The organism is Janthinobacterium pasteuri (assembly GCF_051380775.1).
Lineage (GTDB): Bacteria > Pseudomonadota > Gammaproteobacteria > Burkholderiales > Burkholderiaceae_D > Janthinobacterium.
Genome location: NZ_JBNYXS010000017.1, coordinates 35,020 through 59,239 on the forward strand (window position 1 = coordinate 35,020; position 24,220 = coordinate 59,239).

At 63.2% G+C, this 24,220-nt stretch carries 24 protein-coding genes; 16 read left to right on the top strand and 8 right to left on the bottom strand.

Annotation, left to right across the window (positions count from 1 at the left end):
* The first annotated feature begins 55 nt into the window (after positions 1–55).
* Positions 56–586 carry a GNAT family N-acetyltransferase gene (locus ACQ4WN_RS17375; RefSeq protein WP_436552670.1) on the top strand — a complete coding sequence of 177 codons (531 nt, stop codon included), beginning with the start codon at positions 56–58 and terminating at the stop codon, positions 584–586.
* A 27-nt stretch (positions 587–613) separates the two neighbouring features.
* On the opposite strand, the gene ACQ4WN_RS17380 is transcribed toward ACQ4WN_RS17375, so the two are convergent.
* From ACQ4WN_RS17380 to ACQ4WN_RS17390, 3 genes are all read right to left on the bottom strand, one after another.
* A complete protein-coding gene (locus ACQ4WN_RS17380; RefSeq protein WP_436552748.1) occupies positions 614–1,798 on the bottom strand; it encodes a low temperature requirement protein A in 1,185 nt (394 codons plus the stop codon).
* Positions 1,799–1,848: 50 nt separating this feature from the next.
* Positions 1,849–2,802 (bottom strand): 2-hydroxyacid dehydrogenase, encoded by a 954-nt coding sequence (locus ACQ4WN_RS17385; RefSeq protein ID WP_436552671.1) that lies wholly within the window; start codon positions 2,800–2,802, stop codon positions 1,849–1,851.
* A 117-nt stretch (positions 2,803–2,919) separates the two neighbouring features.
* Positions 2,920–3,534 carry a hypothetical protein gene (locus tag ACQ4WN_RS17390; RefSeq protein WP_436552672.1) on the bottom strand — a complete coding sequence of 205 codons (615 nt, stop codon included), beginning with the start codon at positions 3,532–3,534 and terminating at the stop codon, positions 2,920–2,922.
* A gap of 294 nt (positions 3,535–3,828) precedes the next feature.
* Between ACQ4WN_RS17390 and ACQ4WN_RS17395 the strand changes: the two genes are divergently transcribed.
* From ACQ4WN_RS17395 to ACQ4WN_RS17430, 8 genes are all read left to right on the top strand, one after another.
* A complete protein-coding gene (locus ACQ4WN_RS17395) occupies positions 3,829–4,719 on the top strand; it encodes a hypothetical protein (RefSeq protein ID WP_436552673.1) in 891 nt (296 codons plus the stop codon).
* 52 nt (positions 4,720–4,771) lie between these two features.
* The gene (locus tag ACQ4WN_RS17400) at positions 4,772–5,929 is read left to right on the top strand and encodes a sensor histidine kinase (protein WP_436552674.1); all 1,158 of its coding nucleotides are present in this window, start codon (positions 4,772–4,774) and stop codon (positions 5,927–5,929) included.
* A gap of 128 nt (positions 5,930–6,057) precedes the next feature.
* The gene (locus ACQ4WN_RS17405) at positions 6,058–7,512 is read left to right on the top strand and encodes a circularly permuted type 2 ATP-grasp protein (RefSeq protein WP_436552675.1); all 1,455 of its coding nucleotides are present in this window, start codon (positions 6,058–6,060) and stop codon (positions 7,510–7,512) included.
* Entirely contained in the window at positions 7,506–8,459 is a 954-nt protein-coding gene (locus ACQ4WN_RS17410; RefSeq protein ID WP_436552676.1) for an alpha-E domain-containing protein, read from the top strand. Before ACQ4WN_RS17405 ends, ACQ4WN_RS17410 begins: the two co-directional genes overlap by 7 nt.
* The gene (locus tag ACQ4WN_RS17415) at positions 8,459–9,268 is read left to right on the top strand and encodes a transglutaminase family protein (protein WP_436552677.1); all 810 of its coding nucleotides are present in this window, start codon (positions 8,459–8,461) and stop codon (positions 9,266–9,268) included. The genes ACQ4WN_RS17410 and ACQ4WN_RS17415 overlap by 1 nt, the downstream gene beginning before the upstream one ends.
* Before the next feature lie 90 nt (positions 9,269–9,358).
* A complete protein-coding gene (locus ACQ4WN_RS17420; protein ID WP_436552678.1) occupies positions 9,359–10,237 on the top strand; it encodes a proteasome-type protease in 879 nt (292 codons plus the stop codon).
* A gap of 106 nt (positions 10,238–10,343) precedes the next feature.
* On the top strand, positions 10,344–11,702 hold the full coding sequence (locus tag ACQ4WN_RS17425) for an alpha/beta hydrolase (protein ID WP_436552679.1): 1,359 nt from the start codon (positions 10,344–10,346) through the stop codon (positions 11,700–11,702).
* 102 nt (positions 11,703–11,804) lie between these two features.
* Positions 11,805–12,230, top strand: a complete 426-nt coding sequence (locus ACQ4WN_RS17430; RefSeq protein ID WP_436552680.1) for a Fur family transcriptional regulator — start codon at positions 11,805–11,807, stop codon at positions 12,228–12,230.
* A gap of 13 nt (positions 12,231–12,243) precedes the next feature.
* Here ACQ4WN_RS17430 and ACQ4WN_RS17435 read toward each other — a convergent pair whose 3' ends face one another.
* From ACQ4WN_RS17435 to zigA, 3 genes are all read right to left on the bottom strand, one after another.
* On the bottom strand, positions 12,244–12,480 hold the full coding sequence (locus ACQ4WN_RS17435) for a GNAT family N-acetyltransferase (RefSeq protein ID WP_436552681.1): 237 nt from the start codon (positions 12,478–12,480) through the stop codon (positions 12,244–12,246).
* Positions 12,481–12,567: 87 nt separating this feature from the next.
* Positions 12,568–13,575, bottom strand: coding sequence for a CobW family GTP-binding protein (locus ACQ4WN_RS17440; RefSeq protein WP_436552682.1), 1,008 nt, complete (start codon positions 13,573–13,575; stop codon positions 12,568–12,570).
* Positions 13,576–13,597: 22 nt separating this feature from the next.
* A complete protein-coding gene (gene zigA / locus ACQ4WN_RS17445) occupies positions 13,598–14,824 on the bottom strand; it encodes a zinc metallochaperone GTPase ZigA (RefSeq protein WP_436552683.1) in 1,227 nt (408 codons plus the stop codon).
* A 175-nt stretch (positions 14,825–14,999) separates the two neighbouring features.
* Between zigA and ACQ4WN_RS17450 the strand changes: the two genes are divergently transcribed.
* From ACQ4WN_RS17450 to ACQ4WN_RS17480, 7 genes are all read left to right on the top strand, one after another.
* Positions 15,000–15,656, top strand: a complete 657-nt coding sequence (locus ACQ4WN_RS17450) for an ABC transporter ATP-binding protein (RefSeq protein WP_436552684.1) — start codon at positions 15,000–15,002, stop codon at positions 15,654–15,656.
* Positions 15,653–16,849, top strand: coding sequence for an FtsX-like permease family protein (locus tag ACQ4WN_RS17455; protein WP_436552685.1), 1,197 nt, complete (start codon positions 15,653–15,655; stop codon positions 16,847–16,849). Before ACQ4WN_RS17450 ends, ACQ4WN_RS17455 begins: the two co-directional genes overlap by 4 nt.
* Before the next feature lie 23 nt (positions 16,850–16,872).
* Positions 16,873–17,328, top strand: a complete 456-nt coding sequence (locus tag ACQ4WN_RS17460; RefSeq protein WP_436552686.1) for a DUF3299 domain-containing protein — start codon at positions 16,873–16,875, stop codon at positions 17,326–17,328.
* Entirely contained in the window at positions 17,325–17,780 is a 456-nt protein-coding gene (locus ACQ4WN_RS17465; RefSeq protein ID WP_436552687.1) for a TlpA family protein disulfide reductase, read from the top strand. Before ACQ4WN_RS17460 ends, ACQ4WN_RS17465 begins: the two co-directional genes overlap by 4 nt.
* Before the next feature lie 83 nt (positions 17,781–17,863).
* A complete protein-coding gene (locus ACQ4WN_RS17470) occupies positions 17,864–19,960 on the top strand; it encodes a bifunctional 2',3'-cyclic-nucleotide 2'-phosphodiesterase/3'-nucleotidase (RefSeq protein ID WP_436552688.1) in 2,097 nt (698 codons plus the stop codon).
* 56 nt (positions 19,961–20,016) lie between these two features.
* Complete coding sequence (locus tag ACQ4WN_RS17475) at positions 20,017–20,709, top strand: tetratricopeptide repeat protein (RefSeq protein WP_436552689.1); 693 nt, start codon at positions 20,017–20,019, stop codon at positions 20,707–20,709.
* A 227-nt stretch (positions 20,710–20,936) separates the two neighbouring features.
* On the top strand, positions 20,937–22,373 hold the full coding sequence (locus tag ACQ4WN_RS17480) for a catalase (protein ID WP_436552690.1): 1,437 nt from the start codon (positions 20,937–20,939) through the stop codon (positions 22,371–22,373).
* A 90-nt stretch (positions 22,374–22,463) separates the two neighbouring features.
* Here ACQ4WN_RS17480 and ACQ4WN_RS17485 read toward each other — a convergent pair whose 3' ends face one another.
* Entirely contained in the window at positions 22,464–22,796 is a 333-nt protein-coding gene (locus tag ACQ4WN_RS17485; protein WP_436552691.1) for a hypothetical protein, read from the bottom strand.
* Between the two features lie 164 nt (positions 22,797–22,960).
* Positions 22,961–24,139: a chymotrypsin family serine protease gene (locus ACQ4WN_RS17490; protein ID WP_436552692.1), complete on the bottom strand. Its 1,179-nt coding sequence runs from the start codon at positions 24,137–24,139 to the stop codon at positions 22,961–22,963.
* Positions 24,140–24,220 lie beyond the last annotated feature (81 nt).

The following is a 24,220-nucleotide window of genomic DNA, read 5'->3' on the forward strand; positions in this document are numbered from 1 at the left end:
TGGACGGCACTCTATGATTTGTCCATTATAGTAGACGACCAGCAAGGAGATCAACATGCACATACGCGATGCCCGAATGGGTGACATCGAGGCCATCACGGCCATCTACAACGATGCCGTCAGCAATACCCTGGCCATCTGGAATGAACGCACCGTCGATGCGGCCAACCGCGCCGCCTGGTTGGCCGACCGCGAGCGGGCCGGCTATCCGGTGCTGGTGGCCATCGATGCGCAGCAGAATGTGGCCGGCTACGCCTCGTTTGGCGACTGGCGGCCGTTCGAGGGTTTTCGCCATACGGTCGAGCATTCCGTGTATGTGCGCACAGATAGTCGCGGCACCGGTGTCGGCAAGGCCTTGATGGGAGAACTGATCGTGCGCGCGCGCGGCCTGGGCAAGCACGTCATGGTGGCGGGCATCGAGGCGGGCAATGCCGGCTCGATCGCCCTGCACAAGCAACTGGGTTTTGAAGAAGTGGGATTGATGCGCCAGGTGGGCACCAAGTTCGGCGCCTGGCTGGACCTGGCGTTCCTGCAGCTTCAACTCGATGCGCGCAGCGATCCGGACGGCATTGCGCCGCCCGGCTAAGGTCAGGCAAGCGTCAAGGATCGGGCATCAGGGATCAATATCCGGCGGCGGGCGGCGCAGCGCCATATGTTCCCACACAGCCACCAGGACCAGCACGCAACTGGTGATGCACGCCAGGATCAAAGGTGAATACAGGCGGCCATACGCCATCGGGATCAGCGCCAGGATGATCAAGATGCCCAGCAAATGCGACAGCGGTGGCGTGGAACGCTCGTTGCTGACCCATTTAAACAGCGCATTACCCAGCAGATAGAGTATCGGGCCGCCCAGCAAGGCGCTGATGCCGGCGAAGCTCGCTTCATCCGGATGCACGAGCGCCAGTTCGTCGGCCACGGCGCTGACGATCACGCCGCCCACGATCAGCACGTGGATATAGGTGTAAGCCTTGCGCGCGATGCGGCCCGGGTCTTTCGAATGGACGATGCGGTGGTGGCCCGCTTCGGCGCCCGTGTCGAAGTAGATCCACCACATGGCGATGCTGGCGACCAGTGCTGACAGAAAACCCAGCCAGTTGCCAGGCGTCCACGCCAACCCAGCGAAGGTGGCGCCCGTCACCAGCAGCGATTCACCGAGGGCGATGATGACGAACAGGCCGCAGCGTTCGGCCATGTGGCTGCCATCGACATCCCAGTCGGCTATCGTGGAGCGGCCAAGGACAGGCAGGCCGAACTGCATCCATGGACCGGCCAGGTCGATCAGCAGGGCCGCGCCCCACCAGAAGATGCGCTGGGACGGTTCAGCCAGGCCGCCGGCGATCCAGAAGATGCCGGACAGCACGGCCCACAGGGCGATGCGCTGGAAATTGCGGCGGCGCGCCAACGCTTCATGGCGCACGGCCCACCAGGCAAACAGGGGCCGGCCCACCTGCATGGCCACATAGGCGAGCGCAAAGCCCAGGCCGCGCGTGCCGAACGCTTCCGGTATCGAGGCCGACATGATCAAGCCGCCCAGCATCAGCGCAAACAAGCCGATGCGCACGGGAATGCGCTCGGGATCGAGCCAGTTGGTGATCCACGACGTGAAAATCCATACCCACCAGACGGCCATCAGCAACAAGCCCGTCTGCAACCAGCCCATGGCGCTCAGGTGCGCCAGCAAGCCGTGCGACAGTTGCGTCACGGCAAACACGAACACCAGGTCGAAGAACAGCTCGATCATGCCCACCTTGCCACTGTCCTGCCCACCGCGCGTGCGCAACAGCGATTTTGTCAATTCCATAGATACTCTTTCATTCATGCTAGTAAAACGTTCAATTCGGGCGTCTATGACTTTACCTGCGTCAATAAGGGCAAGCCGGCGAAGTGCGCGGCCAGATTATCCACCACCAGTTGCCCCATCGCATGGCGCGTTTCCACGGTCAGGCTGCCCACATGCGGCGTCAGCACCACGTTCGGCAAGGCGCGCAAGGCGGCCGGCACGCGCGGTTCCTCCGCAAACACGTCGAGGCCGGCCGCGCCCAGGTGGCCATCCTGCAAGGCGGCGATCAGGGCGTCTTCATCGATGAGCGCGCCACGGGCGATATTGATCAGAGTGCCTTGCTGGCCCAGCGCATCGAGCACGCTGCGGTCGATGATCTTGCGCGTGGCCGGCGTGCCCGGCGCGCAGACGATCAGATAATCGCTTTCCTGCGCCAGTGCCAGCAGCGATTCCGAGCGCGGCACGGAGGTGCCCGAGATGGCGCGCGGCTGGAAATAGCGCACCCGGACGCCGAAGCTGGCCAGGCGCAGTGCGATGGCCTGGCCGATCTGGCCGAAACCGAAGATGCCGGCCGTCTTGCCGCGCAGGCTGGAGGCAGGAGCGATGGCCTCGCGGCGTTCCCAGCCACCATCGCGCACGAAACGATCGAGTGCCACGATATGCCGCACGCTGGCCAGCAGCAAGGCCAGCGCCACGTCGGCCACGTCATCGGTCAGCACGTTCGGCGTGGTGGTGACGGCGATGCCGCGTTCGCGGGCCAGGTCGAGCGCCACGCCATCGAGGCCCACGCCATTCACGGCGACGATTTCGAGCGCGGTCAGCAAGGCCATGTCGCTGGCATTCAAGCCCAGCGCGCCCGTCGTGACGACGGCGCGGATGGCTGGCGCGCGTTCGGCCAGCCAGGCATGGCGCGCGTCCGCCGGCACTTGCCAGGCGTGATGGCAGGTGTATCGCTGTTCCAGCTGCGCATTGACGGCAGCCGAGGGGCTGGGAGCGAGGATGAGGAGTTCGGGGGGCATGGGCGTCCATCCGGGGGCGTGTTGATCTGAATTGCAGACGCAACTTAGCATATTTGGCGCCCTGCCGGGGATGACTGCTGCGCAATCGCCGTGAAAACCCTGTGCCGAATGCGCTCTTTAGCCAGGGCAAGGCACGCGTTTCACCTTGCCGCCCGTCCTGAACGGGTCGGCGCCAGAACCGGGGTTCTCGGCCAGCCCGAAGCACGTGGCGCCGCCGGCACTGACGACGCGCGTGGCGGGCCGGCCATCGGCCGTGAGCAATTCTTCCACGCGGATGACGGGGCCGCCGCGCCAGGCGGAAGCGACCAGCTTCTGGAAGGCGCTTTCGCTTTTGAGCTCGGTGACGGCCAGCCATGGCTGGTCTTGCTTCAACTCGCCGCGCAGGGCCTTGTCGGCGGCGCCCGCGGCCAGCCGGGCGCGCGTGCGCAAGTCTGCGCCAGACGGCGCGGTGGCGGGCGCTTCGGGCAATTCTTCGGCGGGTACGGTAATGGTTTGTGGCGTCACGGCAGGCATGTCAGGAACGGCGGGCGCCGCACTGGCCCGCGCGCGCGGCGTGGGAACCGGCAGCGGCAAGGCCATCGGTGGCGTCTGCGGCAGCGGCCGGGTCGGCAGCAAGGTCATGAACGCCACTTCCGTGTATTGCTTGAGTTGCCGTGCTGGCAGGAGCAGGAAATACAGGCCCAGCGCATGCATGGCCAGGATCAGCGCGACGGCCGCGCCTTTCAAGCTCAAGCCTCTCCGTATGCGCGTAGAAGCGGACTGTAAATGGCGGTGCAATAACATGCGGTTTCCTGTGGGCGCGGGGCGCGAAGGCCTATTCTAGCGAAACTTGAACATAGGCATTAATAAATCCACAAGGTACCGTCTGGCGCGCCTTTTCCTACCAGAATCCGGCACCCGGATGCACAAGGGCATAGGCAGACCAGCGCATGCGATGGCCCCAGTATCGCCAGGCAAAGTATCCTTGCGCCGATTTTTTCGCGTGCGTCCCTATGCCGGCACATGCGCTTCGGCGACAATGCCCGCATGAAACGACTCCCTGCCCTGCTGCTCTTGCTCAGTATGTCCCTGCCGGCTGCGGCCCAAAAGCAAGCCGCCTGCCCGTATGCCGCCTGGAAAAGCGGTTTCAAGGGCGATGCGCGGGCGCAAGCCACGTGTTTATTGCGCCCCGTCAAGCTGTATGCGCGCCTGGGCGACAGCGCGCCGCTGCCGGATTTTCTTGCCGAGCACATCGGCCAGCGCACGGGCATCGCCCCGGCCCAACTGCGCGCCTGGCTGGCCGCGCAAGGCATAGCCGAAGCCGACGTGGGCGGCCCCGTCGACGCTCCGCTGTCGCGCGCCATGGGCCGGCTGGCGGCGCCCATGGCCCGGTACTTCGTCATCCACGACACCAGTTACCCGAATTTCCTGACGGAATCCATTCCTGCCCACATCAACGATGCCGGCTGGGACTTCAACGACTTTACCTTGCGCAATCCGGCGCTGGGCGGCGGTCCGAAAGGCCATGTGTATGTAAACCGCCTGGGCGGCTCGCTGGCGGTGCGCGACTTTGGCACGCCCGGCTACGCCAGCAAGCTGGAAAAGGACAAGCCTTCGCTGACGGGCCTGTTCTTGCACGTGGAACTGGTGCAGCCGCGCAACTCCGTACCGGGCGGCGGCAAGGGCAACGACGGCCTGGCGCCCGATCCGGGCTTTACGCCCGCGCAATACGATCGGCTGGCCCTGCTGTACATCGCCGCCAGCGTGCGCAAGGGAACGTGGCTGATCCCCGCCTTCCACGCCGTGCTCGACACGGGTTTTGCGAACGGTCATGACGACCCGCAGAACTTTTCGCTGGCCGAGTGGACAGCCTCGCTTTCCCGCCTGCAGGCGGCCCTGCGGCAAGCCGATACGGGACAGCGTTTCCCTGACGGCTGATTAGGCGCATACTAATATGTATGTGCATAGCCATTCCTGTCACGGAGTTCAGGTGAATATTGCCACGGATCATCAGGCGGACCGCCAGGCAGGCGCGCGTCATCCACTGCAGCGCGCGCAGCGCCTCTTTGCCATGCGCGATGCCGTCCTCAGCGTCTGGGAACAGCGCGTGCGCGCCAACGTGCGCGGCGCGGACCAGTTGCTCACGCCCATCCTCACCAATACCTTGCCCGCCTTTTTCGATAACCTGACCGAAGCGCTGCCCCCCGGCCATCCGCGCGAAAACGCCGCCAGCAACAGTAACGTGCCGGCCGTGCATGGCAATGAACGGGCGCGCATGACCGATTACGGACCGGAACAAGTGATCCAGGAATACCAGATCTTCCGCGACTGCTTTGCCGCCGTCGCGAAGGAGTCCGGCATTACCCTGCGCGGCAAGGATTGGCAGGTGATCAACGAATCGATCGATATGGGCATCCGCGAATCGATACGCGAATTTACCACCATGCACGAAGGCTTCCGGCGCCGCATCGCGGCCGGCCTGTCGCACGACATGCGCAATCCCCTGGCCGTCATCAGCACCAGCGCCCAGTTGCTGCGCATGCCAGCGGACCCGGAACGGGTGGTATTGCTGGCGCACAAGATTGCCGAGCACAGCAAACGGCTCGACAGCATGATCGAGGAGTTGCTCAATAGCCTCAGCTACCACCAGGGCCAGCGGCTGCCGCTGGCCCTGAGCCAGTTCGATGTGCTGCCCCTGGTGCACGCGGTCGCCAGTCAGGTCAACCTGCAGCTGCCGGACAAATGCCAGGTCAGCGGCCAAGCCGTCGTCGGCTGGTGGTGCGAGAACTCGCTGCGACGCGCGCTGGAAAACCTGCTCGGCAATGCCATCAAGTACGGCGACGACGCCCCCGTCAGCGTGCACGTGGAAGCCGTTCACGAACGCCTGATCATCACCGTCCACAATGGCGGCCAGGCTATTGCGCCAGAGCAGGCCGAACGCATCTTCGACTATCTGCGCCGCGAGAACGACAGCCCCACAGCAGGCTGGGGCATCGGCCTGCCTTTCGTGCAAAACGTGGCCGAAAGCCACGGCGGCAGCATCGCCGTCGACAGCGCACCCGAGACGGGCACCAGCTTCATCTTCGACGTGCCCGTCGATTGCCGTCCCTTCGTTCAGCCCGCCGACATCCCCAAGAGTGACAGCTAGCGCACCAAATCGGTGCGAAGAACGGCACAACGCCACAAAAGTGGTCATATTTACACCTGTTCGCCCCCACCCTGTTGGCACGTTTCCTGCTGAGCTGTACGTAGACACGGCTCAAGGGAAATCACAACATGGCAAATTTTTTCAATGAAATGACTGCGGATGAAGTGGGGTCGGACAGCAAGGTACGCGAACACTATCGTGAATTTGACAACTGGCTGGCACAGCAATCCCCCGAAACCATCGCCCGCAAGCGGGCCGAAGCCGACCTGACGTTCCGCCGGGTCGGCATCACCTTCGCCGTGTATGGCGACGATGCCGGCACGGAGCGCCTGATACCGTTCGATACCATCCCCCGCATCATTCCCGCCGCCGAATGGGCGCAGATGCAGACGGGCCTGGTGCAACGCGTGCAAGCCTTGAACATGTTCATCCATGACATCTATCATGAGAAAAACATCATCAAGGCGGGCATCATTCCTGCCGAGCAAATCTACAAGAATGCCCAGTATCGCCCGGAAATGCAGGGCATTTCCGTCGCCGCCGACATTTACGCGCACATCGCCGGTGTCGATATCGTGCGCGCGGGCCAGGGCGAATTTTATGTACTGGAAGACAATTTAAGGGTGCCTTCGGGCGTGTCCTACATGCTGGAAGACCGCAAAATGATGATGCGGCTGTTCCCGGAACTGTTCGCCCGCAACCGCATCGCCCCCGTCGACCATTACCCGGACATGCTGCTCGACAACTTGCGCTCCGTCGCCCCCATGGGCGTGGATGACCCAACGGTGGTCGTCATGACGCCGGGCATGTACAACTCCGCCTACTTCGAGCACGCTTTTTTGGCCCAGCAAATGGGCGTGGAACTGGTCGAAGGCAAGGATTTGTTTGTCAACGATAACTCCGTCTACATGCGCACCACGCGCGGCCCCAAGCGCGTGGACGTGATCTATCGCCGCGTCGATGACGATTTCCTCGATCCGCTGGCTTTCCGCTCCGACTCGTCACTGGGCGTGCCGGGCCTGCTGTCCGTGTATCGCGCCGGCCGGGTAACGTTGGCGAACGCCATCGGCACGGGCGTGGCCGACGACAAGTCGATCTACCCCTTCGTGCCCGACATGATCAAATTCTACCTGTCGCAAGAGCCGATACTCAACAACGTGCCCACCTACCAGTGCCGCAAAGGGGCCGACCTGTCCTACGTGCTGGCGAATTTATCCAAGCTGGTGGTCAAGGAAGTGCATGGCGCGGGCGGCTATGGCATGCTGGTTGGCCCGGCGTCGAGCGCCGCGCAGATCGAGGATTTCCGCCAGCGCCTGCTGGCCAATCCGGGCGGCTATATCGCCCAGCCGACCCTCGCCCTGTCCGCCTGCCCCACGTATGTGGACGCCGGCATTGCACCGCGTCATATCGATCTGCGCCCGTTCGTACTGTCCGGCAAGACGATTTCCATGGTCCCGGGCGGCCTGACCCGCGTGGCACTGGGCGAAGGCTCGCTGGTGGTCAATTCCTCGCAAGGGGGTGGCACCAAGGATACCTGGGTACTCGAAGCCACATCCGCTTTTGCAGGAGAGAAAACATGCTGAGCCGTACTGCCGATCATTTGTTCTGGATGGCCCGCTACACGGAGCGGGCGGAAAACACGGCACGCATGCTGGACGTCAACATGCAGACCTCGATGCTGCCCCAGTCCGAGCAGGACGCCGAACAGGGCTGGCGCGCCACCCTGGGCATTTCCGAGCTGCAAAGCGCGTATGACCACAAATATGGCCGCGATGGTCAATTTCATACGCGCGACGTGCTCGACTTCATGGTGCGCGACCCGAACAACCCGTCTTCCATCCTCGCCTGCCTGACGGGCGCGCGCGAAAACGCCCGCGCCGTGCGGGGTACGTTGACGACCGAAGTGTGGGAAATCCAGAACGCCACCTGGCTCGACATGCAGAAACGCCTGAAAAGCAATTTGCTGGAAACGGACCCCAGCCAGTTCTTCGAGTGGGTCAAGTACCGTTCGCATTTGTCGCGCGGGGTCACGTTGGGCACCATGCTCAAGGACGAGGCGATTCACTTCATTCGCCTGGGCACCTTCCTGGAGCGGGCCGACAACACGGCGCGCATCCTCGACGTGAAGTTCCACGGCGCGCGCGACACGTCGAAAGACATCACCCAGCGCGATTTTTACTACTGGGCAGCGCTGCTGCGCTCCGTTTCCGGCTTTGAAATCTACCGCAAGGTCTACCGCGACGTGATCACCCCGGAAAGGGTGGCGCAATTGCTGATGCTGCGTGGCGACATGCCGCGCTCCCTGCTGGCCTGCATGGATGACGTGGTGGAAAATCTGAAACATATCCGCAACGATGTGTCGGCCGATACGGAACGCTTCGCGGGCAAGCTGCACGCGGAACTGAAATTCGGCCATATCGACGACATCATGAAGGCTGGCTTGCACCATACATTGACGGAGTTTCTGGAAAACATCTATGACCTAGGCAACCGGGTCAGCCGCGATTTTCTCGTTCCCCTGGCGGCCTGATGCAGCTCACTATCCGCCACGAAACCCATTACGCCTACAGTGCGCCGCTGGCCTACACCATCCAGCAGCTGCACCTGACGCCGCGTATCGAGCCGCAGCAGCGCGCCCTGTCCTGGCAAATCAGCACGCCGGGCCAGTGCCACGCCTACACGGATGCCTACGGCAATCTGTCGCACATGCTGACGATTAGCTGCAGCCATCAGTCGCTGAGCCTGGTGGCGCACGGCGTGGTGGAAACCATTTATCCACACAAGGGACGGCTGAACCTGATCGATACCTTGTCGCCGCTGTTGTTTACCATGCCGACAGCCCTGACGCAGGCCAACCCCGCCATCCTGGAGTTGGCGGCCGCCAGCCTGCCGGACCGCAGTGTCACGGCAGGCACTGGGCATTTGCTGCGCCTGGCCGAGCACATCGTTGGCAAGGTGGCGTATGAAAGCGGCGCCACCATGGTCACCACCACGGCCGGCGACGCCCTGGCGCTGGGGCGCGGCGTGTGCCAGGACCATGCCCATCTGTTCCTGGCCTGCTGCCACGCCTGGGGCATCCCTGCCCGTTATGTGTCCGGCTATATCGATCCGGGCACGACGGGCCACGCGGCCAGCCACGCCTGGGTCGACGCCTGGACGGAAGACGCGGATTTCGCGGGCTGGGTCAGCATCGACGTCACGCATGCGCGGCTGATGACGGATGCGTATTGCCGGCTGGCCATCGGACGCGACTACGATTCGGCGGCGCCCGTGCGCGGCGTGCGCCAGGGTGGCGGCACGGAAACGTTAAGAGTCGATGTGCAGATCGTGCCCGTGTAGTGGCAAGAATGAGGCTGGCCGGGCCTTGCCAGCAGGTGGCACGGCCCGGCTGGTGTAGAATGCTCTCCCCTTTTGACTTGATTTACGACGATGACTTATTGCATAGGCATGCGCCTCAACGAAGGCCTGGTCTTCCTGTCCGACTCCCGCACCAACGCCGGCGTGGACCAGGTGGGCACCTTCCGCAAGATGAGCGTGTTCGAGAACCCGGGCGACCGCATGCTGGTCCTGATGACGGCCGGCAATTTGTCGATCTCGCAGGCGATCCGCCAGGTCGTCTCCGAACACGTGGATGCGGACGGGCGCAGCGTCTGGAACGTGGCCAGCATGTACGACGCGGCGCGCATCGTGGGTGAAGCCGTGCGCACCGTGCACCTGCGCGAAGCGAAGGCCCTGGCCGAATGCGGCATCGATTTCAATGTCAGCATCATTTTAGGGGGCCAGATAGGCGCCGAGCGCTGCCGGCTGTTCCAGGTGTATTCGGCCGGTAATTTCATCGAATCGCACGATGAAAACACGTATTTCCAGATCGGCGAAGCGAAATACGGCAAGCCCATCATCGACCGTGTCATCAACCCGACGACGCGCCTGGACGAAGCGGCCAAGTGCGCGCTGATTTCCATGGATTCGACCCTGCGTTCGAACATCTCCGTCGGCCTGCCGCTCGATTTGCTCGTCTACGAGACGGGCAGCCTGTCCGTCACGCGCTTCGTCACCATCGATGAAAAGAACCAGTATTTCCGCATGATCCGCGACACCTGGGGCGAACAATTGAAACAGGTGTTCGAAGGCATCGTCGATCCCGTGTGGAATGCGGCGCCGGAGACCACGACAAACGTGCTGTCGTCGGCCAACATGCACAGCAAGCCCGTGCGCGTGGCCATTCCCGAACACGTGAGCCGCGGCGGCCTGACGGTGGCGCCCTTGCAATCGCTGGCGCAGCAGTTCAGCGACGACAAGCAGCATTGATCTGCCGCGCACCACCTGCGCACGGTGCTGGACAAGTCGCTTTGTGCGTGCTTTTATGGCGATGGCTTGATATTTCATCCATATCGAACGGAAAGGCAGGTGGCGCATGGACTTGATTACTTCCGCCGTCGTGGCGGCCATCGGACGTGGCGCACCCGGTCACGCGTCCGAAGCCGTTACCAGCCATTTTCGAACGCTCATGCAGGCCATCGCCAAGTTCGACAGCGCCACCACCATCCTGGCTGCCATCGCCGCACTGGAAGCCGAGCCTGCCAATACCCAGCTGCAACTGGCCCTGTCGGCGGTCCTGTCCACGGCGAAGGTGCCCGATGACATGGGAACCCTGTTTGCCGCGCAAAGCTTGCTCGATGCGCTGCAGCGGCCGTTCCCCCAGCTTCCCGACGTGGAAACCGTGCCCGCGCCGGCCGATAAAAGCGCCGTCGTGTCGAACTATGCGGTGGTCAAAGTGTATTTCGCCACGGACCGCCAGCGCGACGTGGGCAAGCCGCCGGCCCGGCGTTTCAGCGGCGAACGCAGTAAAGGAGTAAACAGCGGCAACGGCGGCGGCGATGGCGCGCTCAGCTACGGCAGCTGCGACATCAGCATCCCCCGCGACCACCGCATGGGCCAGCTGGAATCGCCGTCGCTGTGGCGCCTGGAATTTCGCGACGACCCGGCCAAGCACGTGGTGCTGCTCGATGCCGAGGTGCAGGACCGCGACAACTTCTTTGCGGCATTAAAGACGCAAATACGCGCCTCGGCCGCCAAGAGCGCTTTTGTCTTTGTGCACGGCTATAACGTAAGTTTCGAGGATGCGGCGCGGCGCACCGGGCAAATGGCCTACGACCTGGGCTTTGACGGCGCGCCCGTCTTCTACAGCTGGCCGTCGCGCGGCGACCTGGCCGGCTACACCATCGATGAAAACAATATCGAGTGGAGCACGCCCCATATCACGGCCTTCCTGGCCGACTTTCTCGCCAGCACGGAAGCGGCGCAAGTGTATCTGGTGGGCCATAGCATGGGTAGCCGCGGGCTGGCGCGGGCCGTGGCCGACTTGCTGGCCGCGCAGCCCCAGCTGGCGCAAAAGATCACGGAGCTCATCCTGTCCGCGCCCGACATCGACGCCGCCATCTTCAGGCATGATATCGCGCCGAAACTGGCCGGCACGCGCAACCCCGTCACCTTATATGCCTCGTCGCAAGACCTGGCCCTGGCCGCCTCGAAAGCCGTGCACGGCTACCCGCGCGCAGGCGACAGCGGCAGCGCCATGCTGATCGTGGCGGGCGTGGAAACCATCGACGCCACCGGGGTGGACACCAGCTTCATGAAGCACGCGTATTTCGCGGAAAAGCGCTCGGCCCTGTCCGACATGTTTTATCTGATACGCAATCAGGCGCGCGCCGACCAGCGCTTTCTCGACCCCGTCGATACCGTGGCCGGCCGCTATTGGACGTTCAAACCATGACGCGGCTTCATGCTTGTGGGCACACATGCTAAGATACGGCCCATAGGGTGGAAAAGGCACGGCGATGACGCCGCCAGCCGATCCCTCGCAAGCAGGCCTATCATGTTGACATCATCTTCTACACCGCAAGCCGAATCGCTGATCCGCAGTACCAACGCCCGCGTCACCAAGACACGCGTGAAGGTGCTCGACTTTTTAATGGCGCAAAGCCGTTCGCTGACCCACCATGAAATCCAGCAGGCGCTGTCGCAGGACAGCGATATCGATTCTGTCACCCTGTACCGGGTGCTGGAATGGCTGACGGAAAATGAACTGGTGCACCGCATCGCGGGCGTCGACCAAGTGTGGCGCTTCAGCGCGGGCGCCGGCCACCAGGCGCACGAGCACGCGCACTTCCAGTGCACCAAGTGCGCGAACGTCACCTGCTTCAATGAAGTCAAGCTGCCTCCGCCCGTGCTCTTGCCGGAAGGTTTCAGCGGCGGCGAAGTCGATTACCTGATCAAGGGTCTGTGCCCCCGCTGCAAGTAAGGCCCTTCTGACATCACTTGAGCAGCAAGGCCAGGTGATGCTCCTCATAAAACAAGTTACCCACGCGCATGGAGCGCGGCTGCGTGCCATACGCGATAAATCCCAGTGATTCATGTAGTGGCCGTGCGGAATTGTTTTTCGCATTCACGCTGAGATGCAGTTGCATGACGGCATGGCCAGCTTCGGCTTGTTTATCAATCTTGCCGGTGCGCAGACTTTTGCCGTGACCCAGCGCAAACAGCGCCCCCATTCACGGCGCCCAGATGGTCCGGCTCCAACCCATGTCGCATGCCGAGCAGGAAAATCAGCGCCAGGGCGGGCAAGCCCGCGTCCACGCTCATGCGGCCGCCAGGCTGACGGCGCTGGCCGCACCTGCCACGCAGCGGTCCAGTCCACGCGTCAGCATCTCCTGCGGCAAGTCGCGGCCGATGAAGATGATTTTGCTGGCGCGCGTCTCGCCGTCGCGCCACGGCGCGCCCAGTTCCGAGCCCATCAGCATGTGCACGCCCTGGAAGACGGCGCGGCATGGCAGGCCGGCGACGTGCAGGATGCCCTTGTAGCGCATTAGCTGGGTGCCGAATAGCTGCACCACGGCATCGAGAAAGTTTTCCACCTGCAACATATCGAGGGGCTGGGACTGGTGGTACACGAACGATTGCACGCCGTCGCCATGGCGGTGGCCCAGTTCTCCCAGGAAATCCGGCTCCAGCTCGACGATGGCGTTCAAATTGAAACCACGGATATTCAGGATGTCGCGCAGCGGCACGTTGCCAAAGCGCACTTTCTGCAGGCTGGCGCGGCCATTGATGGCGATCAGCCGCTGGCGCAGCGCGGCCAGCTCGTCCTTGCTGACCAGGTCCGTCTTCGACAGCAGGATGCGGTCGGCAAAGCCCACCTGTTCCTGCGCTTCCCTATGCTGGGTCAGTTGCTGCTGCGCATGGCGCGCATCGACCACCGTCAAGATGGCGTCCAGCAGGTAAAACTCGCTGATTGACGGCTCCGCAAAGAAGGTTTGCGCCACGGGGCCGGGCGCGGCCAGGCCCGTCGTTTCGATGATCACGTGATCAAACGCGATGGTTCCCGCCGCGCGTTTGGCCTGCAATTCACCGAGGATGCGGATCAAGTCGCCGCGCACGCTGCAGCAGATGCAGCCATTGTTCATTTCCACGATCTGCTCATCGCTATCTTGCACCAGCAAGCCATGGTCGATGCTTTCGGCAGCGAATTCATTTTCGATCACGGCGATGCGCACGCCGTGATCGCCCTGCAAGATCCGCTTGAGCAAGGTGGTTTTCCCGCTGCCGAGAAAACCCGTGATGATGGTGACGGGGATCAGTTCTGTCATGGCTTGTACTTTCTTTTCAAGGTCAGGCTTCCAGTTCTTCCATGCGCTGCCACTGGGGAAACGGGTCGGGCAGCTTGCGCCAGGCGGCCATGCCCTGGCGCGTTTCCGTGGTGTTGAGCAGACATTTCTTCAAGTCCGCCTCGATGGCGGCCTGGTCCATGTCCTGGCCGATGAAGACAATTTCCTGGTAGCGGTCGCCATACGTTTCGCTCCAGCCCGCTTTCATGTCCGCCACGGAGGCCGCATCCGTAGGCCAGCGCTCCTTGGGCACAGACGCCCACCACAAGCCCACCGGTTCGATATTCATCAACTTGCCCGCGCCGGACAGGCTGGCCACCCATTCGGGGCGGCTGGCCAGCCAGAAATAGCCCTTGCTGCGCACCACGCCCGGTATCGGCTGGGAAATATAGTCATGCAAGCGCTGCGCGTGGAACGGCTCTTTCGCCCGGTAGACGAAGCTGTGGATGCCATACGTTTGCGTCTCCGGCGTGTGGACGCCAGCCAGCTCCTGGGCCCAGCCCGGCATGTCGGCGGCCTGCTCCAGGTCAAACAGATGCGTGCCGAGGATGGCATCGAGCGGCACGACAGACTGGTTGGTTTCGATGATGCGCGCGCCGGGATTCAAGGCCTTGAGGATGGCCAGCACGCGCCGGCGCTCGGCCGCCTCCACCATGTCAACCTTGTTGAGGACGATGACATTGGCAAATTCGATCTGTTCCGTGAGCAACTCGGCCAACTGGCGGTCGTCGCCCTCGCCCGCGATCTCGCCGCGCTGCTCCAGGCTGTCTTCGCTGTGGAAATCTGCCAGCAGGTTGGCGCAGTCGACGACGGTGACCATGCAATCGATGCGCGCCACGTCGTTCAGGCTGTCGCCGTGCTCGTCCTCGAAGTCGAAGGTAGCGGCCACGGGCATCGGCTCGCCCACGCCCGTCGATTCGATCAGCAAATAATCGAAGCGGTCTTCCGCGGCCAGGCGCCGCACTTCCAGCAGCAAATCGTCGCGCAGGGTGCAGCAGATGCAGCCGTTCGACATTTCCACGAGTTTTTCTTCCGTGCGCGACAGGGCCGCGCCGGCCGCCTCGGCGCTGTCCTTGACGAGCGAGGCGTCGATATTGACTTCACTCATGTCGTTGACGATGACGGCCACGCGCTTGCCTTCGCGGTTGCGCAGTATGTGGTTGAGCAAGGTGGTCTTGCCGGCGCCGAGAAAGCCGGACAGGACGGTGACGGGGAGTTTGCGCTGGGTCATGGGTATCTTTCGGATGGGGGCGATTATGGGGGCCAATATGGTGGTCAATAAAGTGGCAACTAAGAGAGAAATGGATGGTTGCATTTAAAATGCAAGTCTATTGCGTTTGAATTATAATGCAGCTAAGTTGCATTTGTGCGGCAATATTTGCCTGCCGGCCACCCGAAAGAATTCCATGCTCAAGCTTGCCTCACTGACTTATGGCTATGATCCATCCACCCCCGTACTCGATATCGCCGCTTTTCACCTTCCCGTCGGGCAGCACGCCCTGCTGCTGGGGCAGTCCGGCTCCGGCAAATCGACCTTGCTGCATTTGCTGGCGGGCATTTTGGCGCCTCAGGCCGGCCGCCTCGAAGTGGCTGGCACGTCCTTGACCGGCCTCACGCCCCGCCAGCGCGACAGTTGGCGGGGCCGCACCGTTGGCTTGCTGCCCCAGCAACTGGCGCTGGTGCCCAGCTTGAACCTGCTCGATAATGTCTTGCTGCCCGCCTACGCCAGCTGCCAGCGGCCCGATCCGGCCCGCGCAGCCAGCCTGCTGGACCAGTTAGGCCTGGCCGGCAAGCTCGATGCCTACCCGCATGCCTTGAGCGGCGGCCAGCGGCAACGGGCCGCCATTGCGCGGGCCGTCTTCATGCGCCCGCAATTGATCCTGGCCGATGAGCCAACGAATCACCTCGATGATGACGCCTGCGCCACCGTCGTGCACCTGCTGGCCAGGCAGGCCGAGCAGACAGGTGCCTCGCTGGTGATTGCCAGCCACGACGCCAGAGTGCTGGCCGCCATGCCCTACGCTGCAGTGCTGCGCCTGCCGCGTCCCAGGGAGGCGGCATGAACGCGGCCACTCTGGCCTGGCGCGCCCTGCGTTACAAGCCGCTGGCGTCAGGTTTGAATCTGATGCTGGTTGCCACCGGCATCGCCATGATGGCGTTTATTCTCAGCGTCTCGGCCCAGCTGGAAAAGCACGCCGAATGCGATGCCCAGGGCATCGATCTGGTGGTGGGCGCGAAAGGCTCGCCGCTGCAGCTGATCCTGTCGTCCGTGTATCACGCCGATATTCCGACTGGCAACATCCCCGATACGGCGCTGGCGGCACTGGCCGCGCAGCCGCTGGTGAAATCCGCGATTCCGCTCGCGCTGGGCGACAACTTTCACGGTTTCCGCATCGTCGGCACCACCACGGCGCTGCTCGACCATTACGCTGCGCACCTGGCGCGAGGAGCATTGTTCACGCAACCCATGCAGGTCGTGTTCGGTGCCAGCGCCGCCCGCGAAACAGGCGCTACCCTCGGTGCCCGCTTTGCCGGCTCGCATGGTCTGGCGTCGGGCGGCGAACTGCACGAGCATGCGCCCTACACGGTGACGGGCATCTTGCTGCCGACGGGCACGGTGCTGGACCGCCTCATCCTTACGCCAGTCGCCTCCGTGTGGCGGGTGCACGAAACGGACCCCGACGATCATCCTGCCGCGCCCGCCGCAGCACTCCAGCGCGAACTGACGGCCGTACTGGTGCAATACGCATCCCCCTTGGCCGCCACCAGCCTGCCGCGCTGGGTGAATGGCCAGCCGCTCCTGCAGGCGGCCCAGCCCGCTTTCGAGGCAGCACGGCTGTTCAATCTGCTGGGCGTAGGCATCGCCGTGCTGCGGGCGATTGCCGCCGGCGTGCTGCTGGTGGCGGCCATGTCGCTGTTCGTGGCGCTGTACGGCGCGCTGGAAGAGCGCAAGTGGGACCTGGCCATCCTGCGCACCTTGGGCGCCTCGCCCGCCAAGCTGCTGCGTTTGCTGCTGGCGCAGGGATTACTGCTGTCGCTGGCAGGCGCGGCGCTGGGCTGGCTGCTGGGCCATGCGGGTGTAGGCTTGCTGGGCCTGCTGGAATCGACGCAGGACCTGAGCCTGCAAGCCTGGCGCATCGCGCCCGATGAAGCGTGGCTGCCTGTCATCGCCGTGGCGGTGGGCTTGCTGGCTGCTGCCATTCCCGCCTTGCGCGCCTACCGCACCGATATCGCCGCCACCCTGGCGCGCCCCTGAAGGAGAATCCCATCTTGAAAATCATGCTTTTGAGCACTGGACTGCTGCTGGCCGGCATCGCCACAGCGGCTCCCGCCGACGAACCACCATCGTTCTTCGCTCCCTTGACGGAGTTGCCCGGCGTGGTTTCGTGGAAATTGCTGGGCAAGGCCACCACGGTCACAGCGAAAAAGGGCCACATGGTGCCCAGATACACGGCGGAAATCAGCGCGCTCGACAATACGGAGGTGAAAGTGCAAGGCTTCATGATGCCTTTGGAAGCGGGGCAAAAGCACAAGCATTTCCTGCTGACCGTCACCTCGGCCAGTTGTTCCTTTTGCCTGCCTGCCGGCCCGGAAGGCGTGGTGGAAATCAAGAGCCGCACGCCCGTGAAATTCAGCTATGCCCCGTTCATCGTGCAGGGCAAGCTGAAAGTGCTGGCCAGCGACCCCATGGGCCTGTATTACCGCATGACGGACGCAGCTGTGGTGCCACAATGAAAACCTGGCCGGCGCTGCTGCTTTTGCTGGCCAGCCATGCGGCTGCCGCACCGCTGCAGTTTGACCTGCCCCGCCTCGATGCGGACGAGCATATCCGCCTGGACCAATTCCAGGGGCAGGCCGTGGTGCTGAACTTCTGGGCCAGCCACTGCCTGCCTTGCATCCAGGAGCTGCCGATATTGAATGCGCACGCCGCCCGCCAGCCGAAACTCGCCTTCATCGGCATCGCCATCGACACGCAGACGGCCGCGCAAGCGTTCCTGCGCAGCCACCCGGCCCGCTATCTCCAGGCCCTGGCATCGCCGTCCTTACTGCCTATCTTTGGCAATAAAATCAAGGGCTTGCCGTACACAGTGATTCTGACTTCTGAACATCGGATCTGCACGCGCCGACTGGGCTCGGCCGATGCGGCCTGGCTCAGCAAGGCCGTGGCCGCCTGCACACGCCCCTGAATCCATGCGCCTTGCACGGCTGTCATCGCCGCGTCACATGGCGGCGTTACAGTCGCGTCCTTTGAATCTTTCCGAGGGCGGTAATGAAAACAAATTGGGTCATGCTGGCGGCGCTGGCAAGTGTGGGCTTGGTCGGCTGCAACGGCGGTTCGACGACGGCGCAGGTCATTCCAGAAGGCACGACGGTCACCGTGGCGCTGCTGGAAACCACCGATATCCACTCGAACGTCTTGAGTTACAACTATTACGCGCTGGCTGAAGACACTAGCCTGGGCCTGGAGCGCACCTCCACACTGATCCAGGCGGCGCGCGCGGAAAACCCGAACAATGTACTTCTCGACGATGGCGACGTCATCCAGGGCACCCTGCTGGCCGACCTGCAAGCCGTGGCAGCGCCTGTGCCCTGCTCCGGCACCCTGGCCGTGCACAAGGCCATGAACGCCTTGAAATATGATGCGGGCGGCATGGGCAACCACGAATTCAACTATGGCTTGCCTTACCTGAGCCAGATCACCAACACGGATTTCGGCATTCCTGGCGTAGCCAAGCCGACGGGCACCTGCGGCGCGCCCGCCTTCCCTTCCGTGCTGAGCAACGTCGTCGGCGTGGCCAGCGGCAAGCCCATCTTCCAGCCCTACACCCTGCTGCCCCGCGACTTCGCCGCCACGGCGCCCGATGGCAGCAAGCTGAACGTGAAGATCAATGTGGGCGTGCTGAGCTTTGTGCCGCCGCAAATCCTCGAATGGGATCAAAAAGTACTCGCTGGCAAGGTCAGCGTGACGGGCGTGCAGGAAGCGGCCAAGCAATATGTGCCGGAATTGCGCAACAAGGGTGCCGACCTCGTCGTGGCTCTGTCGCATGGCGGCCTGGACACGAGCGCCTACAGCCCGAAGATGGAAAACGGCAGCTATCACCTGACCAGCACCGGCATCGACGCGCTGATGATCGGCCACTCGCACTTGATTTTCCCGAAAGGCAAGGAAGAAGGCGCGGCCGCGCTGGACGCCTCGTTTGCCGCCTTCCCGGCAAGCGCCAAGATCGACGCCGTCAACGGCTTTGTCAACGGCGTACCGACCGTCATGGCGCAAAGCTGGGGCCGCCGCCTGGGCATCATCAAGCTGACGCTGGCGTTCCAAGGTGGAAAATGGGTGGTGCAGCCGGCCAAGACGACGGTGGAATCGCGCGGCTTCAAGTACACGGATGGCAAGACCCTGGTGAAAGCCGACCCGGCCATCGCGCCGCTGGTGGCCACCGAGCACGCTGCCACCATCGCCTACGCCAAGCAGCCGCTGGGCATCAGCACGGATTTCGAAATGTCCGCCTATTTTGCGCTGGTGGGCGATGTCAGCGCCATCCAGTTGGTGAACCAGGCGCAGCTCGACTACGTGAAGAACTTCATCGCCACCAGCACGGATGCGACCTTGTCCAGCTACAAGAATATCCCCGTCATCTCGTGCAGCGCGCCGTTCAAGGCGGGCCGCAACGGGCCGTCGGACTTCACGGACGTGGCTGCAGGCGCGACGCCGGCCGCGCCAATCGGCTTGCAGGTGCGCAATCCGGGCGATTTGTATTTGTATAGCAATAACAACCTGCAAGCCGTGAAGATCAAGGGATCGGACTTGAAGGCGTGGCTGGAAACGTCGGCCAGGCAATTCAACCAGATCGATCCGTCCAGTAATGCCGAGCAAGACCTGGTGCCGTCGTATGGCACGATTTATAACTACGACGTGTTCTACGCGGAAAACAATGCGCTGACGTACCAGATCGATGTGACGAAAAAGCCGGGTAGCCGCATCGTCAACCTCACGTACAAGGGCGCACCTGTCGCCGATGGCGATGATTTCATCGTTGCTACCAACGATTACCGCGCCGGTGGCGGCGGCGCCGTGCCCGGCATCGATGGCAGCAAGACCATCATCAAGTCGCCCGATGCGAACCAGGCCGTGGTCAGCAACTACCTGGCGTCGCTGAGCACCAAGGGCGGCAAGGTGACCCTGGCGGCCAATGGCAGCGCGCGCAGCTGGAGCTTCGTCAAGACGGCCACGGCCGGTCCCGTGATCCTGCGTTCAGCGCCGGGCCACCTGGCGCTGGCGCAAGGCAGCGGTATCGCCAACGTGGCGGCCGAAGGCGGCCTCGACGCCAGCGGTTTCGCCAAGTACCGCATCGACCTGAGCAAATAAGGTCCATGGGCCGGGACTGCGGTGGTGCCGGCCCGTTTTGATGAAAGGTGATCCCGATGAAACACGCACTCTCCCTCCCCGCCGTCGTGCTCGCTGCCGCCCTGGCCGCCTGCCAGGCGTCGCCGCCGCCCACGCCGGCGGAAATCGAAGCCGTCGCCATGCAGGCGCGCCAGGCGGGCGACCACCAGGCCGAGCGCCGCGTGCGCAGCTGGGCCAGCAAGGATATCCCCGTCGCCGAGCGCGAACTGGCGCTGATTTACCAGCCCCGCCCGGAACGGCGCGCCGAGGCGCTGAGTCTGTTCGAACAGGCGGCCCGCGCCGGCGACACGGAAGCGGCCTTCGAGCTGGGGCAGATGTTGCGCACAGCCACGCCGGCCCAAGCCTGGCTGTGGTACCGGCAGGCGGCGCTGCAAGGCCATGCGAAGGCGGCATTGATGCTGGGCCTGCTGGCAGCCAACGGCGAAGGCGTGCCAAAAGATCAAAGCGAAGCGGCGCGCTGGCTGGAAAAGTCGAGTGAGTTGGGTAACCCCCACGCCATGTTTCTGCTGTACAACGCCTATCGCGAAGGCCGCGGCGTGCCGCGCGACCTGGTCAAGGGCCATGCCTTGCTGGAAGAAGCGGCCCACCACGAGTACCCGCCCGCCATCCAGGAACTGGCCTTGACGGTACAGGCGGACGACGCCGTGCGCGCGGGCCACCTGATGAAGGAAGCGACGGAACACCGGCACAATAACTGGAACAAGTTTTAAGCCAGCTCAATCGTGTTGTACTAGACATTGCCGAGAGGCTATGATGGCCTGGCTGCTTCCCCGGAGGCGACGGGGCTGCTGCGGGCCTCGAAAGCGCACACTGAATTTGCTTTTTTGGAAATTTGTTACTCTGGACCAGCCAAGGTGAACGTCGAACGCGTTCAGCCCAGCCAGTGTCGGGATAGGCCCTGGCTCGTCTGTTGACCTCCCTATAAAGAAAGATTCCCATGAAAAAGCTGACCACCGCCTTTGGTGCGCCTGTCGTCGACAACCAGAATATCCAGACGGCCGGCCCCCGTGGCCCTGCCCTGCTGCAAGATGTGTGGTTCCTGGAAAAGCTGGCCCACTTCGACCGCGAAGTCATCCCCGAGCGCCGCATGCATGCCAAGGGTTCCGGCGCGCACGGCACATTTACCGTCACACACGACATCACGCGCTACACGCGAGCGAAAATCTTTGGCGAAGTGGGCAAGCAAACGCCGATGTTCGCGCGCTTTTCCACGGTGGCTGGCGAACGGGGCGCGGCGGACGCGGAACGCGATATCCGCGGCTTTGCCCTGAAGTTCTATACGGAAGAAGGCAACTGGGATTTGGTCGGCAACAATACGCCCGTGTTCTTCATGCGCGACCCGCTGAAATTTCCCGATTTAAATCACGCCATCAAGCGCGACCCGCGCACGGGCTTGCGCAGCGCCAACAGCAACTGGGATTTCTGGACCTCGCTACCCGAAGCGCTGCACCAGGTGACGGTGGTCATGAGCGACCGGGGCTTGCCGCGCAGTTTCCGCCACATGCACGGTTTCGGCAGCCATACCTTCAGCTTCCTGAATGCGCAAAATGAGCGTTTCTGGGTCAAGTTCACGTTTAAAACCCAGCAAGGGATACAAAACCTGACGGATGCCGAAGCGGAGGCGCTGGTGGGCAAGGATCGTGAAAGTTCGCACCGCGACCTGTACGAAAGCATCGAAAACAAGGATTTTCCCCGCTGGACCCTGTACGTGCAGATCATGCCGGAAAAAGAGGCAGGCACGTATCACCTCAACCCCTTCGACCTGTCGAAGGTATGGCCGCACGGCGACTACCCGCTGATCGAGGTGGGCGTGCTGGAACTGAACCGCAATGCCGACAACCACTTCGCAGAAGTGGAGCAAGCGGCCTTCAATCCCGCCAATGTGGTGCCCGGCATCAGTTTTTCGCCGGACAAGATGCTGCAAGGCCGGCTATTTTCGTATGGCGACGCGCAGCGCTACCGCCTCGGCGTCAACCACAGCCATATCCCCGTCAACGCGCCGAAATGCCCGTTCCACAGCTACCACCGCGACGGCCAGATGCGCGTCGACGGCAACCAGGGCGGGACGCTGGGCTATGAACCGAACAGCGAGCAGGAATGGGCCGAGCAGCCCGATTTCCGCGAACCGCCGCTGAGCCTCGAAGGCGCGGCCGACCACTGGAACCACCGCGTCGACGAAGATTACTATTCGCAGCCCCGAGCCCTGTTCCGCCTGATGACACCGGCACAGCAGCAAGCGTTGTTCGACAACACGGCGCGCGCCATCTCGGGCGCCTCGGAGCAAGTCAAGCAACGCCACATCGGCAACTGCACGCTGTGCGACCCCGCTTATGGCGCGGGCGTGGCCGAAGCGATCGGCCGCCTGAGCAAATAAGGCAGGCTGACAGAGACGCCGGAAGGCCTGGCGACAGTCCTTCCGCCGCAGCGATGCGCGCCATGATGGTCGAGTCGCCCAGCCGGTTTGCTACCAGCGCTGGATATCGATCTGGCCCGTGATGCTCGTCTCCACCGGATAGCCCTCGACCTGCAAGGGTACGCGCTGCTTGACGGACGAATCGCGCAGGTACACGACGAGCGCTTCCTGGCCCACTGCCGTCTGCCCGACACTGACGCCTTCCACGCCATCGATGGCCATCAACGCCCGCTCGTTGCGCCGCCTGGCCGCTTCCAGGCGGCCAGGCGGCGCGGCAGGGGCGTATTGACCCATGCCCTGTCCAGCGGTCTGATCCGGCAAATACGGCATGACGGCGTCTTCGAAGACGGCATATGGCGATTGTGCGAATTTACTATTTGACATGACACACCCTCCTGATGCATTCCATCATACACCCGGCCATCCGGCGTTGTAGCCCCCTTCGCCGGCCAACACCACGCGTGACTGCTGCCCAAGATCATGATCGTGCAAAAAACAGCCTTAGGCAAGGCGGCGCAACGCCGCCTCAGCAGGCCCTGGCAGCGTGCTCAGGTGTACAAATTGATGTCGAGCGCCACCACCACCCGCCGCATCTGATTGGCAAAGGTGATGTTGCCGCCGCCGGCAAACAGCAGGCCGACAGGATTGCGCTGCTGGTTCCAGGTCCAGATGGACGAGCCGGAATCACCGCCGGCGCTGAATGCCCCGCTCACGCCCGTGATGGCGATCTGGTCCTGAAATAGCGCGACCCTGCCGCCGCCGTAATTGACGTTGATGGTGGCGCCCAGGCCCGTAATGCGCCCCTGCGTCAATTGCGTCGTGCGGCCGGATTTTCCGACCATCATGCCCAGTGCGGGCGCCACCAGCGCATTGCTGATGCGGAAGTACGCCGGCACGCCGCCGCTCAGGTAGACCAGTTCAGGACGCACGCGGTCTGGCCAGGCCCAGCCGGTCGCGCAATCGACAAAATTGACGCCGCCGCTGAAATTGAGGGGCACGAAACGCTCGAGCACGGCCACCTGGTCTTGCGGGCAGCGGCCGCCGTCCATGGGGCCCGGCTGCACAATGCAGTCATTGAACACGCCGCCATTGGAATTGGCCAGCACATGATTATTGCTAAGTATCATCAAGCGGCTGTTGCGCGGCGCGCTGCGTCCCACGGCCAGACTGCCGATGGTGCCGGCCGTGATGCGGAAATGCCCGACCGACACGCCGCCTGGTGCCGGACGCAAGCGGAATCGGTGCGGTTGCGCATCGATCACGCCCGTGACGACGATATTGACGGGCACCCTGTCGCTGGCCACGGCGCGCACGCCCATCCCCCCCACGATGGCGGCCTTGGCGCGGTCGACGGAGGTGGGCTCGGCCACGTACAAGGTCAGGGCCGGCAAGCCAGGCTCACCGGACGAGCTGTCGCTGGCGCCCTCGCCCAGGCCGATGGACACGCCCTGGATATTGCCGCCGTCGCTGAAGGCATCGGCAGCGCGCACGCCGCCCGCCTGGGAAATGGATTGGCGCATGCCGTCTTCGATGCTGCGCTTAATTTCCAGCAATTCCATGCTGACGCCGCTCAGGGCGTCTGGCACGTCCGAGACAGATGCGCTCTCGATCGTATTGTCTTCTTCGCCAGGGAGCGAAAACTGGCCGACGGCCTCTTCATCGTCCGCGTTTTGTCCCCTGCCGCTGCTGGCAGGCGGGGCAGTGAAACCATTCTCGTTGCCTATCATCGTGTTCTCCTCGTAGTTCGCTGCAAAGCACCAGTGTGGACGGGTCGCGCGGGGCGGTATTGATCTGGATTGAACCGAGCA

Bases quoted from the DNA above. Each gene is read 5' to 3' on its own strand.
- ACQ4WN_RS17375 (WP_436552670.1), top strand. From the start codon at position 56: ATGCACATACGCGATGCCCGAATGGGTGACATCGAGGCCATCACGGCC.
- ACQ4WN_RS17385 (WP_436552671.1), bottom strand. From the start codon at position 2,802: ATGCCCCCCGAACTCCTCATCCTCGCTCCCAGCCCCTCGGCTGCCGTC.
- ACQ4WN_RS17395 (WP_436552673.1), top strand. From the start codon at position 3,829: ATGAAACGACTCCCTGCCCTGCTGCTCTTGCTCAGTATGTCCCTGCCG.
- ACQ4WN_RS17405 (WP_436552675.1), top strand. From the start codon at position 6,058: ATGGCAAATTTTTTCAATGAAATGACTGCGGATGAAGTGGGGTCGGAC.
- ACQ4WN_RS17410 (WP_436552676.1), top strand. From the start codon at position 7,506: ATGCTGAGCCGTACTGCCGATCATTTGTTCTGGATGGCCCGCTACACG.
- ACQ4WN_RS17415 (WP_436552677.1), top strand. From the start codon at position 8,459: ATGCAGCTCACTATCCGCCACGAAACCCATTACGCCTACAGTGCGCCG.
- ACQ4WN_RS17420 (WP_436552678.1), top strand. From the start codon at position 9,359: ATGACTTATTGCATAGGCATGCGCCTCAACGAAGGCCTGGTCTTCCTG.
- ACQ4WN_RS17425 (WP_436552679.1), top strand. From the start codon at position 10,344: ATGGACTTGATTACTTCCGCCGTCGTGGCGGCCATCGGACGTGGCGCA.
- ACQ4WN_RS17430 (WP_436552680.1), top strand. From the start codon at position 11,805: ATGTTGACATCATCTTCTACACCGCAAGCCGAATCGCTGATCCGCAGT.
- ACQ4WN_RS17435 (WP_436552681.1), bottom strand. From the start codon at position 12,480: ATGGGGGCGCTGTTTGCGCTGGGTCACGGCAAAAGTCTGCGCACCGGC.
- ACQ4WN_RS17440 (WP_436552682.1), bottom strand. From the start codon at position 13,575: ATGACAGAACTGATCCCCGTCACCATCATCACGGGTTTTCTCGGCAGC.
- zigA (WP_436552683.1), bottom strand. From the start codon at position 14,824: ATGACCCAGCGCAAACTCCCCGTCACCGTCCTGTCCGGCTTTCTCGGC.
- ACQ4WN_RS17450 (WP_436552684.1), top strand. From the start codon at position 15,000: ATGCTCAAGCTTGCCTCACTGACTTATGGCTATGATCCATCCACCCCC.
- ACQ4WN_RS17455 (WP_436552685.1), top strand. From the start codon at position 15,653: ATGAACGCGGCCACTCTGGCCTGGCGCGCCCTGCGTTACAAGCCGCTG.
- ACQ4WN_RS17460 (WP_436552686.1), top strand. From the start codon at position 16,873: ATGCTTTTGAGCACTGGACTGCTGCTGGCCGGCATCGCCACAGCGGCT.
- ACQ4WN_RS17465 (WP_436552687.1), top strand. From the start codon at position 17,325: ATGAAAACCTGGCCGGCGCTGCTGCTTTTGCTGGCCAGCCATGCGGCT.
- ACQ4WN_RS17470 (WP_436552688.1), top strand. From the start codon at position 17,864: ATGAAAACAAATTGGGTCATGCTGGCGGCGCTGGCAAGTGTGGGCTTG.
- ACQ4WN_RS17475 (WP_436552689.1), top strand. From the start codon at position 20,017: ATGAAACACGCACTCTCCCTCCCCGCCGTCGTGCTCGCTGCCGCCCTG.
- ACQ4WN_RS17480 (WP_436552690.1), top strand. From the start codon at position 20,937: ATGAAAAAGCTGACCACCGCCTTTGGTGCGCCTGTCGTCGACAACCAG.
- ACQ4WN_RS17485 (WP_436552691.1), bottom strand. From the start codon at position 22,796: ATGTCAAATAGTAAATTCGCACAATCGCCATATGCCGTCTTCGAAGAC.
- ACQ4WN_RS17490 (WP_436552692.1), bottom strand. From the start codon at position 24,139: ATGATAGGCAACGAGAATGGTTTCACTGCCCCGCCTGCCAGCAGCGGC.